The 14,886-nt window shown below is 66.3% G+C and carries 16 protein-coding genes; 5 read left to right on the top strand and 11 right to left on the bottom strand.

Going from position 1 to position 14,886, the window contains the following annotated elements; genetic code table 11:
• The 7 genes from rplV to rpsJ are packed head-to-tail and all read right to left on the bottom strand — an operon-like array spanning position 1 to position 3,566.
• Positions 1-411, bottom strand: a complete 411-nt coding sequence (gene rplV / locus BPODLACK_RS06465) for a 50S ribosomal protein L22 (RefSeq protein ID WP_006434678.1) — start codon at positions 409-411, stop codon at positions 1-3.
• A complete protein-coding gene (gene rpsS / locus BPODLACK_RS06470; protein ID WP_004020551.1) occupies positions 411-692 on the bottom strand; it encodes a 30S ribosomal protein S19 in 282 nt (93 codons plus the stop codon). Before rpsS ends, rplV begins: the two co-directional genes overlap by 1 nt.
• Before the next feature lie 17 nt (positions 693-709).
• Positions 710-1,546, bottom strand: coding sequence for a 50S ribosomal protein L2 (gene rplB, locus BPODLACK_RS06475; protein ID WP_005194639.1), 837 nt, complete (start codon positions 1,544-1,546; stop codon positions 710-712).
• Positions 1,547-1,576: 30 nt separating this feature from the next.
• The gene (gene rplW / locus BPODLACK_RS06480; RefSeq protein ID WP_006434679.1) at positions 1,577-1,882 is read right to left on the bottom strand and encodes a 50S ribosomal protein L23; all 306 of its coding nucleotides are present in this window, start codon (positions 1,880-1,882) and stop codon (positions 1,577-1,579) included.
• A gap of 1 nt (position 1,883) precedes the next feature.
• Positions 1,884-2,585: a 50S ribosomal protein L4 gene (gene rplD / locus BPODLACK_RS06485; RefSeq protein ID WP_096274548.1), complete on the bottom strand. Its 702-nt coding sequence runs from the start codon at positions 2,583-2,585 to the stop codon at positions 1,884-1,886.
• The gene (gene rplC / locus BPODLACK_RS06490; RefSeq protein WP_096274550.1) at positions 2,582-3,241 is read right to left on the bottom strand and encodes a 50S ribosomal protein L3; all 660 of its coding nucleotides are present in this window, start codon (positions 3,239-3,241) and stop codon (positions 2,582-2,584) included. Before rplC ends, rplD begins: the two co-directional genes overlap by 4 nt.
• Before the next feature lie 19 nt (positions 3,242-3,260).
• On the bottom strand, positions 3,261-3,566 hold the full coding sequence (gene rpsJ, locus BPODLACK_RS06495; RefSeq protein WP_003938093.1) for a 30S ribosomal protein S10: 306 nt from the start codon (positions 3,564-3,566) through the stop codon (positions 3,261-3,263).
• A gap of 488 nt (positions 3,567-4,054) precedes the next feature.
• Here rpsJ and BPODLACK_RS06500 point away from each other — a divergent pair, with 488 nt between their 5' ends.
• On the top strand, positions 4,055-4,531 hold the full coding sequence (locus tag BPODLACK_RS06500; RefSeq protein ID WP_024497680.1) for a hotdog fold domain-containing protein: 477 nt from the start codon (positions 4,055-4,057) through the stop codon (positions 4,529-4,531).
• A 635-nt stretch (positions 4,532-5,166) separates the two neighbouring features.
• Here BPODLACK_RS06500 and BPODLACK_RS06505 read toward each other — a convergent pair.
• Positions 5,167-6,435, bottom strand: a complete 1,269-nt coding sequence (locus tag BPODLACK_RS06505; RefSeq protein ID WP_159404921.1) for a hypothetical protein — start codon at positions 6,433-6,435, stop codon at positions 5,167-5,169.
• 249 nt (positions 6,436-6,684) lie between these two features.
• Between BPODLACK_RS06505 and BPODLACK_RS06510 the strand changes: the two genes are divergently transcribed.
• The 4 genes from BPODLACK_RS06510 to BPODLACK_RS06525 all read left to right on the top strand — a co-directional run bounded on the left by BPODLACK_RS06510 (position 6,685) and on the right by BPODLACK_RS06525 (position 12,852).
• Positions 6,685-8,484 (top strand): N-acetylglutaminylglutamine amidotransferase, encoded by a 1,800-nt coding sequence (locus BPODLACK_RS06510; protein WP_159404922.1) that lies wholly within the window; start codon positions 6,685-6,687, stop codon positions 8,482-8,484.
• Complete coding sequence (locus BPODLACK_RS06515) at positions 8,481-10,394, top strand: S9 family peptidase (protein ID WP_159404923.1); 1,914 nt, start codon at positions 8,481-8,483, stop codon at positions 10,392-10,394. Before BPODLACK_RS06510 ends, BPODLACK_RS06515 begins: the two co-directional genes overlap by 4 nt.
• Positions 10,391-11,095, top strand: a complete 705-nt coding sequence (locus BPODLACK_RS06520) for a GntR family transcriptional regulator (protein WP_236577614.1) — start codon at positions 10,391-10,393, stop codon at positions 11,093-11,095. Before BPODLACK_RS06515 ends, BPODLACK_RS06520 begins: the two co-directional genes overlap by 4 nt.
• Before the next feature lie 140 nt (positions 11,096-11,235).
• Positions 11,236-12,852 carry an NCS1 family nucleobase:cation symporter-1 gene (locus BPODLACK_RS06525; protein ID WP_159404924.1) on the top strand — a complete coding sequence of 539 codons (1,617 nt, stop codon included), beginning with the start codon at positions 11,236-11,238 and terminating at the stop codon, positions 12,850-12,852.
• Positions 12,853-12,877: 25 nt separating this feature from the next.
• On the opposite strand, the gene BPODLACK_RS06530 is transcribed toward BPODLACK_RS06525, so the two are convergent.
• The 3 genes from BPODLACK_RS06530 to BPODLACK_RS06540 are packed head-to-tail and all read right to left on the bottom strand — an operon-like array spanning position 12,878 to position 14,881.
• Positions 12,878-13,741 (bottom strand): LLM class flavin-dependent oxidoreductase, encoded by an 864-nt coding sequence (locus tag BPODLACK_RS06530; protein WP_159404925.1) that lies wholly within the window; start codon positions 13,739-13,741, stop codon positions 12,878-12,880.
• A gap of 41 nt (positions 13,742-13,782) precedes the next feature.
• Positions 13,783-14,463 carry a hypothetical protein gene (locus BPODLACK_RS06535; RefSeq protein ID WP_375295619.1) on the bottom strand — a complete coding sequence of 227 codons (681 nt, stop codon included), beginning with the start codon at positions 14,461-14,463 and terminating at the stop codon, positions 13,783-13,785.
• Positions 14,450-14,881 (bottom strand): PPOX class F420-dependent oxidoreductase, encoded by a 432-nt coding sequence (locus BPODLACK_RS06540; protein ID WP_159404926.1) that lies wholly within the window; start codon positions 14,879-14,881, stop codon positions 14,450-14,452. The genes BPODLACK_RS06535 and BPODLACK_RS06540 overlap by 14 nt, the downstream gene beginning before the upstream one ends.
• Positions 14,882-14,886: the final 5 nt, after the last annotated feature.

Consider the following 14,886-nt stretch of genomic DNA (forward strand, 5'->3'; position numbering starts at 1 on the left):
CTAGGCTCCCTTCTTCTTCGGCTGACGCGAACGGCCACGGCCGGCGGCTGCCTTCTCCGGCAGGCTCTCCACGACCACGGTGATGTGGCTGGTGCGCTTGCGGATACGGAATGCGCGGCCCTGGGCACGCGGCTGGAAGCGCTTGAGGGTCGGGCCCTCGTCGGCGAACGCGGTGGCGACGACCAGGGTCCGGCGATCCAGATCCAGGTTGTTCTCGGCGTTCGCGACAGCGCTGGCCAGCACCTTGTACACGGGCTCGGACGCCGACTGCGGGGCGAACCGCAGGATGTCCAGGGCCTCGTCCACGTTCTTGCCGCGGATGAGGTCCAGCACACGGCGGGCCTTCATCGGCGTGACGCGCACGAAGCGTGCGGTGGCCTTGGCGGTCGGATTATCGGTCTGCGTAGTCATCAGCGGCGCTTCGCTTTCCGGTCATCCTTGATGTGACCCTTGAAGGTGCGGGTGGGGGCGAACTCGCCCAGCTTGTGCCCGACCATCGAGTCCGAGATGAACACCGGCACGTGCTTGCGTCCGTCATGGACGGCAAAGGTGTGACCGATGAAATCGGGGATGATGGTCGAACGACGGGACCAGGTCTTGATGACCTGCTTGGTGCCCTTTTCGTTCTGAACGTCCACCTTCTTCAGGAGGTGGTCGTCGACGAACGGGCCCTTCTTGAGGCTGCGTGGCATTCTCTTACCTCCTCCTGTTATCGCTTGTTCTTGCCGGTGCGACGGCGACGGACGATCAGCTTGTCGCTGGCCTTGTTCTTACGGGTGCGGCCCTCGGGCTTACCCCACGGCGAGACCGGGTGGCGACCACCGGAGGTCTTGCCCTCACCACCACCATGCGGGTGGTCAACCGGGTTCATGACGACACCGCGGACGGTCGGGCGCTTGCCCTTCCAGCGCATACGGCCGGCCTTGCCCCAGTTGATGTTGCTCTGCTCGGCGTTGCCCACCTCGCCGACGGTGGCGCGGCAGCGCACGTCGACACGGCGGATTTCGCCGGAAGGCATACGCAGCGTGGCGTAGGCGCCTTCCTTACCGAGCAGCTGGATCGACGCGCCGGCGCTACGTGCCATCTTGGCGCCGCCGCCCGGGCGCAGCTCCACGGCGTGGACCTGGGTACCGGTCGGGATGTTGCGCAGCGGCAGGTTGTTGCCGGGCTTGATGTCGGCGGCCGGACCGCTCTCGACGATGTCGCCCTGCTTCAGGTTCTTCGGCGCGATGATGTAGCGCTTCTCGCCGTCGACGTAGTGCAGCAGCGCGATTCGCGCGGTGCGGTTGGGGTCGTACTCGATGTGAGCGACCTTGGCGTTGATGCCGTCCTTGTCGTTACGACGGAAGTCGATCAGACGGTAGGCACGCTTGTGGCCGCCACCCTTGTGACGAGTGGTGATGCGGCCGTGAGCGTTACGGCCACCGCGCCCGTGAAGCGGACGCACCAGCGACTTCTCCGGATGGTCACGGGTGACCTCGGCGAAGTCGGAGCCGCTGGCCCCACGACGACCCGGGGTCGTCGGCTTGTACTTACGAATAGCCATGAGTCTCTAGTCCTTCTCTGGAAGCCCCGGTCAGCTGACCGAGCCTCCGAAGATCTCGATGGGCTTGCTGTCTGCGGTCAGCGACACGATGGCGCGCTTGGTGGACTTGCGCTGGCCGTAGCCGAAGCGGGTCCGCTTGCGCTTGCCCTGTCGGTTCGCCGTGTTGACGCTGGCAACCTTCACACCGAAGATCTTCTCGATCGCGATCTTGATCTCGGTCTTGTTGGACTCCGGGTGCACCAGGAAGGTGTACACGTTGTCCTCCATGAGTCCGTAGGACTTCTCGGAGATCACGGGCGCCAGGATGATGTCGCGCGGATCGGCAACGGTCGTCATGTCAGGCCTCCTCTGCTGTCTTCTCGACGGCAGCCTTGGCATCCGCCGTGTTCTGCTCGATGAAGGCGTTGAGCGTCTCGACGCTGAACACCACCTCGTCCGAATCCAGGACGTCGTAGGTGTTGAGCTGATCGGGCGCGATCGGCAGCACGTTGTTCAGGTTTGCCACGCTCTTCCACGCCGTCAGGTCCTCACGGCCGAGCACGACCAGGAACTTGCGACGATCGGAGAGGCTCTCCAGGAACTCGCGAGCCGACTTGGTCGAGGGGGCCTGCCCCGCAACCAGTTCGGTGATCACGTGGATGCGCTCGTTGCGAGCGCGATCGCTCAGCGCACCGCGGAGAGCGGCGGCCTTCATCTTCTTGGGGGTGCGCTGGCTGTAGTCACGCGGCTGCGGGCCGTGGACGGTGCCACCACCGGTGAACTGCGGTGCACGGGTCGAGCCCTGGCGTGCGCGGCCGGTGCCCTTCTGGCGGTACGGCTTGGCGCCACCGCCGCGGACCTCGCCGCGGGTCTTGGTGGCGTGCGTGCCCTGGCGAGCCGCGGCCTGCTGGGCCACGACGACCTGGTGCATCAGCGCGATGTTGGCGGGGGCGTCGAACAGCGCGGCCGGCAGGTCAACGGTTCCGTTGGTCTTGCCGTCGGCGGTCTTGACGTCCAGCGTCAACTTGGTCGTGGTCTCGGTGCTCGCTGTGTTGCTCATTTCTGGGCACCACCCTTCACTGCGTCGCGGACCATCACGATGCCGCCCTTGCGACCCGGGATCGCTCCCTTGATCAGCAGCAGGCCGGCCTCGGCGTCCACCTTGTGGACGGTGAGGTTCTGCGTGGTCACCTTGTCGTTACCCATACGACCGGCCATCCGCATGCCCTTGAACACGCGACCCGGGGTGGCACAGCCACCGATCGAGCCCGGTGCGCGGTGCACGCGGTGAGCGCCGTGGCTGGCGCCCAGACCGGCGAAGCCGTGGCGCTTCATGACGCCGGCGAAACCCTTGCCCTTCGAGGTGCCGGTGACGTCGACCAGCGCGCCGTCGGCGAAGATCTCGGCGGTCAGTTCCTGACCGACCTCGAACTCGCTGACATCGTTGACGCGGATCTCGGCCAGGTGGCGGCGCGGGGTGACCCCGGCCTTCTCGTACTGGCCGGCGACCGGCTTGGTCACCTTGCGGGGATCGATGGCACCGTAGGCGAGCTGGACGGCGGTGTAGCCGTCACGGTCCTGCGTACGGAGCTGGGTGATCACGTTCGGGCCGGCCTGGATGACCGTGACCGGAACGACGCGGTTGTTCTCGTCGAAAACCTGGGTCATGCCGAGCTTGGTGCCCAGGATGCCCTTGGATGAACTCTGGTTGCTCATGATTTATCTCGCCCCCGTCCTACTGGATGTTGACGTCGACACTTGCCGGCAGGTCGATGCGCATGAGCGCGTCGACCGTCTTCGGGGTCGGGTCGAGGATGTCGATGAGTCGCTTGTGTGTACGCATCTCGAAATGTTCGCGGCTGTCCTTGTACTTGTGCGGCGAACGGATGACGCAGTACACGTTCTTCTCGGTGGGCAACGGCACCGGGCCAACGACACGTGCACCCGTACGGGTCACGGTCTCCACGATCTTGCGCGCCGAAGCGTCGATCGCCTCGTGGTCGTAGGCCTTGAGCCTGATGCGGATCTTCTGTCCCGCCACGCTGTGTCCTCTTCCGTCAGTTGTTCTCGACAGACAAACACCGCGTGACCAGGGGCAGGCTCTCGCCGGCTGAGCACATGACCACCGTGTGAGATACGGCAATCGACGCTGTTCATCTGTCGTTGTACGTTGGCTCGTCGCTGGTACGAGCCGGTTTGCTCCGGCACCCGCGGTCGGGCGTGTCGAGTCCGTGAACCTGATTCGGAGCACGCGTTACACGCCCAGTCCCCGTAAACCGGGCCTGGGAGTCATTCACCTGACGGCTTCCGCGGTGTCGGCACAGAGTGCGACCTGCGTCCGCCGGTCAAGGCAACCCGACAAGTATGCAACAGAGCCGGTGCCGATTCAAATCCGGCTTGGTCACACCCCTGCTCCTGGCGATCGCTCACCGAATCCGTTCCCGCTCACCCCTGCCTGCAGGCTGAGCGGGAACGGACATCGTGAGCGCGCGCGGGCGCACCTAACTGACCGGTGAGTAAGATACGCGCATGGCTGCACTCAACCCCACCTTCGCCCTGCGCAAGAAACTCCCCGCCAACCCGCTCGGCAACGTGCTCTTCTCGCTCGGCATGGTCGCGAAGGTCCCCTACTTCGGCACCGTCCTCCCCCTGGTCCAGGAGATGGAGCCCGGGTACTGCAAGGTCACCGCACCCAACTGGTTCGGCGTGCACAACCACATCGGCACCTTCCACGCGATCGCTGCCTGCAACCTCGCCGAAGCTGCGATGGGCATGCTGATGGAGGCCACCACCCCGACCACACACCGATGGATCCCGAAGGCGATGCAGACGAGCTACCTGACCAAGGCGACCACGCGGCTGACCGCCGAAGCGCGTCTCGCCGACCCCGTCGACTTCGGCGCCATCACCACTGGGACCGACGTCACGGTGTCGGTGAGCATCGTCGACACCAAGGGCGTCGAGGTCGTCCACTGCGACATCACCACCTGGGTGACGCCGAAGTAGCGGTCTCTGCTCGACGTCTCTGTACTCGCAACTGCCGGATCAGGACCCCTACCACCGAGACGAGGACCCACAGCAGCGGCGCCCAGGCATAGCAGGACATTCCGTACCAAGCAGAGACGACGACCAGGCCCTCGGCGGCGCTCGTCGTCGCGGTGTCGGCCGCGACAACATAGGTCCATCCCCAGAACGCTACGAAAACCAGGTAGCTCAACGGCAAGCAAACGACCGCGAGCCTGAGTGAGTACGGGCGGAACCATCGTCGGATCAATTACCGCCCACCTTCACGTCGTGGTGCCCCGGCAGGTGCATCAGGGGACCCCACGGGTCGGTCGGGTCCGGCATATGACCGTAGACCTGTGTCGGAACTCCAGAGTCGGAGTCTGCGTAGACCTCCCAGGCTGGATAGTTGGTGAGCTGACCTTCCAATCTTGGCTCCACACCGTCGTATGGTTCTGCAACCAGGGTTCCTCGCACGCTGGCCCCCACCGTGCTCGAAGCCCACTTGCCAACTTCCTGGTCGTAGAACGGACATTGTATATGCGCCCGACGCCACGCCTACGTGTCCATCCACAAGCGTTCCGGGTGCAACGTACGAACAGCCCCCCGCTCCACCGGTGACGGTCACCCCGAAGTAGCTACCGGTAGCAGGCCGGCCACCCTGCCGATCGCACCGTCTCCGCCGAACAATAGGTCGCGCGCGGATAGTAAGGACCCATCGTCGACGCCGGCGGTGCGCCCGAGTCCTGAGATGCCTGTACCGATCGCGGATAGAACTGCGGCGACGGCAGCATGTGGCGCAGGAACACGATCTTGCGCTCGACGGAGGTGGTCCCCCACGGAATCACCGTCAGATCCGACGACGCGACCTGTTGGGGCGTCAGGTCCGCGGGCGCCGCGATCACGTAAGTGTAGTAACCGTCCGCGTCGAGTCGGGTCTGGAAGTCGGCCGCGCACGCCACCACCGGGTAGGGGGTGACCTTGTCGTTCTGGCACATCGACCAGTACCGCACCTGGAGACCGGGGGTGGCCGGCGACTGGCCGGCACGGCTGTCGGGGAACGTCGGCGCCTTGCCGCGGATGACGGCCACGCGGCCGGGACGGTAGGTCAGAGGGGATCCGACGTACTTGTTGTCGCCGTTGGGGAAGAGTCCCGCGGTCGTCGCCGGGTTGGTGAAGGTGACCTCGGCCGCGTTGTCGGGGAACGACGCCGCTGCGGCCCGCTCGATGAAGTCGTCGAAGACACGCGTGAGAGCCGCGGCGATCGGTCCCTGGTACCGCCGGGGGTTGAACGGCTGCGCGCACGGCTGCAGCGGAATCGACTGCCCGCCGACGGAGAAGGTGACCGTCGGCAAGGTGACACCACCGTTCGGCGAGGCGGCGTCGTCGGGCACGTAGATCCGGACGAGCAGGAATCCGACGGGGGCCTGTTGTCCGGCGGGCAACCCCCGGATCTCGTTCCGCGAGTGGTCGGCGGCACCGGAGACGACCGTCGCATGCCAGCGCCGCTCGGCCGGCGCAGGCATGGCCACGGGAGCGACATAGGGGTTGATGCTGCCCGGGTCAGGTCGGATGGCGTCGTCACGCAGGGTGTCGACGGTGTCGAGATCCGTCCCGTAGGTATTGAGTGAGAAATACCGGGCGGCCGGGAAGGTCCCCGACAAACGGATCGAATCCCCCGGACCGAGGGCGTAGGGCAGCACCCAGTAGGTCGCATTGGCGTCGGGAAAGGCGACGTTGAGGTCGGTGCTGTTGGACATCAGCTGCCACGCGCATCCCGGGCCGGGTGCATAGCCCTGCGGGGCTGCCGATGCCGGAGCCGGCACCATACCGGCCACCACCGTGAGCACCGTGCCGATGACGGCACCGGCGAGCGCTCGAATCACAACATGGACCTGTGCTGACATTGGTCTTTCCCTCCGCCGTGGAGATAGTAGCCAGAGGTCACCTGTGTGTCGGGCCGATTGCACGACACCGTCTCGGCCTGCCACCCGGCGGGGATGCTCATAGGGTGAGGGATGGCCCCGTCGTCGATGCCGCCCCCGGTGCGGTGCAGACCTTCGGGGTCCGCGCCCGGAGTGCGGCAGTATCGAAGAGGGACGGTTTGTCACAGCAGAGCCGACCGGCAGGCGCCACCGAGCAGGAGGACAGACATCATGTGCGGAATATGCGGCGAGATCCGTTTCGACGGCAGCGTGCCCGACGTCTCGACCGTCGATGCGATGACCTGCGAGATGGCGCGCCGCGGCCCCGACGGGAGCGGCGTCTTCGCGAAAGGGGCTGTCGCTCTCGGGCATCGGCGGCTGAAGATCATCGATCTGTCCGAGAAGGGCAGCCAGCCGATGATCGATCCGACGCTGGGGCTGGCACTCGTGTTCAACGGTTGCATCTACAACCACCACGAACTGCGGGCCGAACTCGAGGGGAAGGGGTACTCCTTCTTCTCCCACGCCGACAGCGAGGTGATCCTGAAGGCCTTCCACGCCTGGGGCCCTGACTGCGTGGACCATTTCATCGGCATGTTCGCGTTTGCGATCGTGAACACCGACACCGGCGTCGTGACCCTCGGCCGCGACCGCCTCGGCATCAAGCCGCTGTACCTCGCCGACACGCCCGGACGACTCCGCTTCGCCTCGTCGGTGCAGGCCCTGCTCCGCGCCGGTGACGTCGACACCTCGATCGATCGTGTTGCGCTGCACCACTATTTCAGCTTCCACGCAGTGGTCCCGGCGCCACACACCATCTACAACGGCATCCGCAAACTGCCGCCCGCCACGGTCATGACGATCAACCCCAACGGGCGGCGCACCGAGCGGAAGTACTGGGAGCCGACCTTCGCGCCCCACCCCGACCGTGCCGACTGGGACGAGGAACGCTGGCATGCCGAACTACTGGACTCGCTGCGCACCTCGGTCAAGCGCCGCATGGTGGCCGACGTCCCGGTCGGCGTGCTCTTGTCCGGCGGTGTCGACTCGTCACTCGTGGTCGCCCTGCTCGCCGAGCAGGGCCAGAGCGACCTGGCCACCTTCAGCATCGGATTCGATTCGGCGGCAGGAGAATCCGGCGACGAGTACGCCTATTCCGACCTGATTGCGGACACCTTCGCGACCGACCACCACAAGATCCACATCGGTACCGACCGGTTGCTGCCCGCGATCCCCGACACCGTCGCGGCGATGGGTGAGCCGATGGTCAGTCACGACTGCGTGGCCTTCTACCTGTTGTCGCAGGAGGTCAGCAAGTCCATCAAGGTGGTCCAGTCCGGGCAGGGCGCTGACGAGATCCTCGGCGGGTACAGCTGGTATCCACCGCTGCGCGGGGTGCCGCGGAAGGACACGACCCGCGCCTATGCGAACGTCTTCTTCGACCGTGACGACTCCGACATCCGCAGCATCCTCGCCGACGAGTACCTCCTCGAGGCCGGCTACGATCCCAGTTTCGCCTTCGCGCATGCACATCAGTCCGCACCGGGTGCCGACACCTCCGTCGACGCGGCGCTGCGCCTCGACACCACCGTCATGCTCGTCGACGATCCGGTGAAACGAGTCGACACGATGACGATGGCGTGGGGGCTCGAGGCGCGGGTGCCCTTCCTCGATCACGAGTTCGTCGAACTCGCCGCGACCTGTCCGGCGGAACTCAAACTCGCACACGGCGGCAAAGGTGTTCTCAAGGAGGCCAGCCGGGCGCTCCTCCCCTCGGCGGTGATCGACCGGACCAAGGGCTATTTCCCCGTGCCGGGCATCCGCCATCTGACCGGCGGAGTCCTCGACCTCGTCACCGACACCCTCCGCTCGCAGGCCGCGGTCGACCGCGGCCTCTATCGACCCGAGGCCCTCGAGAAGCTCTTCGGCGACCCCAACGGCATCCGGACCCGACTCGACGGCAACGAGCTGTGGCAGGCCGCCCTCCTCGAGATGTGGCTCCAGACGATGGAAGCGAATTCCCGACGGTGACCATCCTTCGTTTCGACGACCGCGGTTGGAAGACATATGGCGCCTCACTCTCCCCCGACGGGAGTGCGTTCGCCTATATCGTCGACGACGGCAACGGTTATCCCCGTGCGGCGCAACGATCCCTGTCCCGTGACGGTGTCGGCGACCTGCGCTGGGTTAAGGTGCGGTCCACCGGCCCGGTCCGGAAGATCGTGCATTCCACCGACAGCCGGTGGCTGGCCGTCGAGATCGCCCCGAGTGGCGGTGAGCACCACCAGGTCTGGGTCGTCACCACCGACCCCGACGACGACACCGCGCACCGGATCGCGGCCACCCGCCCGGACGGCCGGTCCTACGGGACCGTCCGCCTCGTCGGCTGGGACACCGACTGGGTTCTGCTCACCGCGATCGACCACGACGGCACGACGCATGCGTTGCGCGTCCATCCCGGCACCCAGGCCACCCGCACTCTCGACCTGCGGGTCGGCAGCGAACTGATCGACTCCTGGAAGGGGGCGACGCTCGTCCGGGTCGGTCCGCGCGGCTATCACGACATGCTCCTGATCCGGCGCCACCCCGATGCGCCGGACGACGAGGTCACGATGACCCCGCTGCTCCCTCAGGACCCCGGCGCGGTCACCGATCAGGGTTACGTGCTCGACCAGGGTTTCGACCATCCGTCGCTGGTCTTCGTCCCCGCGCCCAACGAACCGATCCGCGACCTCGACAGCGTCCAGGCGCTGGTGCGCAGCGACTTCGACGCGAAATTCCCGCGGCTCCTCGGCGTCGAGGTGAGCAAGTTCGGCGTGCGGTTCCGGGTGATGGCGCAACGCGTCGACATCGGGCTCGACGAGTTCGCGGTCAGCCACGACCAGTCCACCGTCGCCCTCCTGTGGAATGTGAAGGGCCGCAGCGAGTTGCAGATTCTGACACTCCCCGACCAGACGCTGCATCCACCGGTCGAGCTGCCCGGCGAGGTCGCCTCCGATCTCTCGATCAGCGCGGCGGGTTCGGTGGTGTCGGTGACCGTCTCGAGCCCACAGCATTCCCCGATCGTCCACCTGATCGACGTCGCGAACCGGACGGTGACACCCGTCCGCGACGACGTCGTCACCGGCGAGGGTCCCTCGAGTCTCCTCCGCCCCGAACTCGTGGAGTTCTTCGCGCGAGACGGCATGCCGCTCTCGGGTTTTCTCTATCGGTCCGCGAGGAAGAGCCGCGACGAGCGGCCCGGCCCGACCCTGCTCTACTTCCACGGCGGCCCCGAGGGCCAGACCCGGCCGGACTACCAGTTCCTTTTCGGGCCCCTCGTCGACGCCGGGATAACCGTCTTCGCGCCCAACGTCCGCGGATCGTCGGGCTACGGACGCCTCTTCTCCCATGCCGACGACCGGTACGGCCGCTACGCGGGCATCGACGACGCCGCGGATTGTGCGGAACTGCTGTGCCGGCTGGGTATCGCCGATCCGGACTCGGTGTATTGTTCGGGCCGCTCCTATGGCGGCTACCTGACACTCGCCTGCCTGACCTTCCACCCCGACGTGTTCGCCGCCGGCATCGCCATCTGCGGCATGAGCGACCTCGAATCCTTCTTCCGCAACACCGAACCGTGGATCGCCGTCGCCGCCTACACCAAGTACGGCCACCCCGAGTCAGACCGCGAGCTGCTCGCCGACCTCTCCCCAATCCACCGAATCGACGATGTGCGAGCCCCTCTACTCGTGGTCCACGGCGCACACGACACCAACGTCCCGGTCAGTGAGTCACAACAGATCGTCGCCGAACTGCAGGCCCGCGGCGCGGTCGCCGAGATGTTGATGTTCGACGACGAGGGCCACGAGATCGTCAAGCGCAGCAACCAGCATCGATTGACCGAGGCCGTCGCCGAGTGGATCGCGAAGTACCCGAGCCGCTCCGGAGTGATGCGATGACCCGGCGGATGACCGACCGGTTGCTCGCACAGCTCGCGGAGACCCGCACGGGCAACGAGCGCGCCAATGTCCTCGAGGAGCTCCGCCGGCTGATCCTGTCCGGTGGCGCGCCTCCCGGCACCCAGATCCCACCCGCCGAGATCGCCGACGTCTTCCAGGTCAGCCCGATACCGGTACGCGAGGCGCTGAAGACGCTCGTCGGCGAGGGTCTCGTGGTGCACCGGCCCCATGCCGGATACCGCGTGAGCCAACCGTCCACCGACGAGCTCCGCGAGATCTACTTCGTTCGTGGAACCCTCGAACAGGCCGCCCTCGCCCGATCTGTCGAACTCATCGACGAGTCGTCACTCCAGATCGCCCGGGACCGGCACGCCGAACTCCTCGTCGCGGTGAAGTTCAACGACGGCAAGGCATTTCACGATGTGTCCCGCGAGTTCCACCGCGCACTCACCACGCCGTGCGCGATGCCGCGACTGCTCAACATGTTCGAGGCGACCTGGAACCTCACCGAACCCTTCCAGATGATGCGATCGGTACCGTCGGAGACGCAGGCGGCACTCAACGCCGATCACGAAGACCTGCTCGACGCCTTCGCCGCCCGCGACACCTCAGCGGTCCTCGAGGTCGCGCACCGGCATCATCGGCGACTCGAGAGCGCGATCATCGAGAACGCAGACCTCCTCGACGTCCGCCACGACTGACACGCCCGGCCCCGCTGCTCACCCGTTGGAATATATCCACGCGTTCATCGGCAGGTAACAAACCGTTCCTATTTTTGTCCCATCAGCATTTCCGCACCTGAGGGCGGTTTTCCGCGCTGAGAGACACACCGGGAGAACACATGTCCACACCGACCCCTGCCGAGGCGGCACAGTCGCATCACGGCGCCGCGGGCGAGAGCGTCATCAAAGCCGGCTACGACGAGCGACTCACCAACACCGATCTCGCGCCACTGAAGGAACAGAAGTGGACCTGGTACAACATCTTCGCGTTCTGGATGTCCGACGTGCACAGCGTCGGCGGCTACGTCTTCGCCGGCAGCCTGTTCGCGCTGGGTATCGCCGCCTGGCAGGTCCTCGTCGCCCTCCTGGTGGGCATCGTGGCCGTCAATCTCCTGTGCAACCTCGTCGCCAAGCCATCGCAGATCGCGGGCGTTCCGTATCCGGTGACGACGCGAGTGTCCTTCGGCGTCAAGGGTGCCAACATCCCGGCGATCATCCGCGGCGCGATAGCGGTCGTCTGGTACGGCATCCAGACCTACCTCGCCTCGGTCGCGTTCGGCCTGCTGGCATTGAAGTTCTGGCCGGGTCTCGAACCGTGGGGTGACGTCGACCAGCACGGTTTCCTGGGGCTGTCGGTCCTCGGCTGGGCCGGTTTCCTCCTGATGTGGGTCCTGCAGGCGTTCGTGTTCTGGAACGGCATGGACACCATCCGCAAGTTCATCGACTTCTGCGGGCCGGCGGTCTATGTGGTGATGATCGTGCTCGCCGGCTACCTGATCGTGAAGGCCGGCTGGGACAACGTGAGCCTCGATCTCTCGGTGGGTGAAGGTCTGTCCGGCTGGTCGTCGATCACCATGATGTTCAGTGCGTTCGCGCTGGTGGTCTCCTACTTCTCCGGCCCGATGCTCAACTTCGGCGACTTCTCGCGCTACGGAAGGAGTTTCGGCGAGGTCAAGAAGGGCAACTTCTGGGGCCTGCCGGTCAACTTCCTGTTCTTCTCGCTGCTCGTCGTGTGCACCGTCTCGGCGGCGGTGACGGTGATCGGCACGGACGAGGACGGCAACATCATCACCGACCCGGTCCATATCGTCGACAAGATCGACAACACCACCGCCGCCGTGCTCGGCGTGCTGACCTTCGCCATCGCCACCATCGGTATCAACATCGTCGCCAACTTCGTGTCCCCCGCCTTCGACTTCTCGAATGTGGCCCCCACCAAGATCAGCTGGCGTACCGGCGGCATGATCGCGGCGGTCGGCTCGGTGCTCATCACCCCGTGGAACCTCTTCAACAATCCGACCGCGATCCACTACACGATGGACACACTCGGCGCGGTGATCGGTCCGCTGTTCGGCATCCTGATCGCCGATTTCTACCTGGTCAAGAAGCAGAAGATCGTCGTCGACGACCTGTTCACCATGAAGCCCGAAGGCACCTACTGGTACCGCAACGGCTGGAATCCGGTGGCGGTGGCCTCGACCGTCATCGCCTCCATCCTGCCGATCTGCGTCGTCGTCTTCGGCACCGCCTACCAGGCCAGCTTCACCTGGTTCATCGGCGCCGGACTCGGCCTGGCGGTCTACACGCTGGGCATGAAATTCGTTCCCGCGCATCTGATCCACGGGTCGGTACCCGCGGCACACATCACCACCGACATCGCGGTCGACGCCGCGGGTGACCCCGTCGTCGACCCGACGCCGGAGCCGGCGGTCGCCCAGGAGACCACCACCAGCTGATCCGTGGGGCGCCGCGGTCTCGGGATCACGAGGCCTGACCGAGCCCGCGCTCCGCGATCGACTCCAGGACACCCATCGGCGCCTCGTACGGTTCGGCCTCGCGGGGCCAGTGCACGATGACGTCGGTGAATCCCAGTTCGGTTGCTCGCCCGACCATGTCGTCGAACAGACCGACGCTCTCGAGCGCATTGCGCGGAGACGCGTCGAGACTGAGGTATCGGTCGATCCGACGGCCGGGGTACCGGCTCAGCTCCTCGTCGAGGATGTCGACGGTTCGTCCGACCGCCGCGAACCAGTCGCCCAGCGTTTCCGCCGCTTGGCCGGTGGTCACCCAGGCCTCACCGTGGCGGGCCGCGAACCGCGCCGAGCGGGGTCCGTTGCCGGCGAGGAGAAACGGGACCCGGTCGCGTACGGGTCCACGCCCCAGCCGCATGTCTCGCGCCCGGTAGTACTCGCCGTCGGCGTCGACGTGGTCCTCGCGCAGGGTCCGGTCGAGGAGGCCGACGAACTCCTGGAATCGATCGACGCGCTGCCGGGCGGTCAGCTCGGGCTGCCCGAGCACGACATCGTCCGGTGTGCCGCCGGCGCCCAACCCCAGCAGAAAGCGACCGTCCGAGATGTCGACGAGGGTCTCTACCTCACGCGAAAACGACACCGGGTGACGGAAATTGGGCGAGACCACGAACGCTCCGAGTTGGATGACGCTGGTCACCGCGGCGGCTGCCGACAGCAGTGGCATACAGCCCGACCAGCGCGAGTCCGGCAGACGACCCCAGACGAGGTGATCGTAGGTCCAGGCGTGATCGAAACCCATCTCCTCGGCCAGAATCCACCGCGGACGGGACTGTTCCCAGGTCAGGTCGGGCAGTATGCAGATACCGTGGCGCACGCCTCGAACACTACTGCGTCGTCCCGGTTCTCCCGGCCGGCTCAGCGATGCCTGGCCCCGGGCAGCACGACCGCCGACGCCACGAAGAAGCAGAGCGCGCCGACGAAGGTCCCGGCGGTGGCGGCGACGGCGTCGGCGGTGACACCGTCCTCGGTGACGAAAGCGCCGACCGCGGACACCCCGAACGCCACGCATCCCACCCAGTTCACCAGCACCGACCACCAGTCCCGGTCCCGGATGTCGAGGCCACTGCCCGACGATCGCGAGTACGCGACGAAGGCGACCGCGCCGCTGATGAGGAAGGCGATCGAGCCGCCGGCATCGGGCGACCACACCAGGTGACGCTCACCGGCGACCGTCTGGGCGAACAGCGCACTCGTCGTGGAGATGTTGAACAGGATGGTGCCGACGGACTGGGTTGCGGCACTCAGCCATTCGGCCCGGGTGGCCGATCCCGGCAGCGACGCCTCCAGCTCAGCGGGCGGGCCGCTACGCACCAACTGGATGAAGCCGGCCCCGGTGAAGAACCACGCGCCGATGAAGTAGCACAGATTGACGACGTCGGCACCGGCGAGCTGCCCGAATCCGGGTGCCGACCCCAGGGCGAACAGCGCGGAACCAACCATGAAGCCCCAGCACTGCTTCGGCAGGGTGGGTGCGAACGCCGCGGCGGGCCAGACTCGACGCCGTGCGGTCGCCACCGACGCATCACGCGGTGACATCGAGGACCGCGATGACCTTGCTCGGTTCGATCCACACGCCCAGTTCGCCCGGGACGCCGTTGCGCGTACCGAACTCCTCGGCCCGGTCGGCACCCATGTACCGCGCCCCGCACATCGTGGCGATCCGACGCACCTCGTCGAGATCCTCGGTCACCACCGCGCGCCCTTGCACCTGGACGAACCCGTACGGGGGCTCCGGCAGGTCCACCGACATCACGGCCCGCGGATCACGCAGAAGCGCACGACCTTTCGCGGTGGTGGCACCGGTGTTGAAAGCGAGACGGTCACCGTCGACGACGAACCACACCGGGATGACGAGGGGCCGCCCGTCGGCGGCGAGATAGCCCAGATGCCCGGTCTTGGTTCCGGACGCGAGGAATTCACGGACGGTCGGATCGGACAGCGAGGTGGCAGACATGCACC

Source organism: Gordonia sp. YY1, from assembly GCF_009872315.1.
GTDB classification, from domain to species: Bacteria; Actinomycetota; Actinomycetes; order Mycobacteriales; family Mycobacteriaceae; genus Gordonia; species Gordonia amicalis.

Excerpts from the sequence above, each read along its gene's own strand:
- BPODLACK_RS06500 (WP_024497680.1), top strand. The coding sequence starts at position 4,055 with ATGGCTGCACTCAACCCCACCTTCGCCCTGCGCAAGAAACTCCCCGCC.
- rpsS (WP_004020551.1), bottom strand. The coding sequence starts at position 692 with ATGCCACGCAGCCTCAAGAAGGGCCCGTTCGTCGACGACCACCTCCTG.
- rplC (WP_096274550.1), bottom strand. The coding sequence starts at position 3,241 with ATGAGCAACCAGAGTTCATCCAAGGGCATCCTGGGCACCAAGCTCGGC.
- BPODLACK_RS06535 (WP_375295619.1), bottom strand. The coding sequence starts at position 14,463 with ATGTCACCGCGTGATGCGTCGGTGGCGACCGCACGGCGTCGAGTCTGG.
- BPODLACK_RS06505 (WP_159404921.1), bottom strand. The coding sequence starts at position 6,435 with ATGTCAGCACAGGTCCATGTTGTGATTCGAGCGCTCGCCGGTGCCGTC.
- BPODLACK_RS06520 (WP_236577614.1), top strand. The coding sequence starts at position 10,391 with ATGACCCGGCGGATGACCGACCGGTTGCTCGCACAGCTCGCGGAGACC.
- rplD (WP_096274548.1), bottom strand. The coding sequence starts at position 2,585 with ATGAGCAACACAGCGAGCACCGAGACCACGACCAAGTTGACGCTGGAC.
- rplB (WP_005194639.1), bottom strand. The coding sequence starts at position 1,546 with ATGGCTATTCGTAAGTACAAGCCGACGACCCCGGGTCGTCGTGGGGCC.
- BPODLACK_RS06525 (WP_159404924.1), top strand. The coding sequence starts at position 11,236 with ATGTCCACACCGACCCCTGCCGAGGCGGCACAGTCGCATCACGGCGCC.
- BPODLACK_RS06510 (WP_159404922.1), top strand. The coding sequence starts at position 6,685 with ATGTGCGGAATATGCGGCGAGATCCGTTTCGACGGCAGCGTGCCCGAC.
- rplW (WP_006434679.1), bottom strand. The coding sequence starts at position 1,882 with ATGACGACCGTTGCCGATCCGCGCGACATCATCCTGGCGCCCGTGATC.
- BPODLACK_RS06540 (WP_159404926.1), bottom strand. The coding sequence starts at position 14,881 with ATGTCTGCCACCTCGCTGTCCGATCCGACCGTCCGTGAATTCCTCGCG.
- rplV (WP_006434678.1), bottom strand. The coding sequence starts at position 411 with ATGACTACGCAGACCGATAATCCGACCGCCAAGGCCACCGCACGCTTC.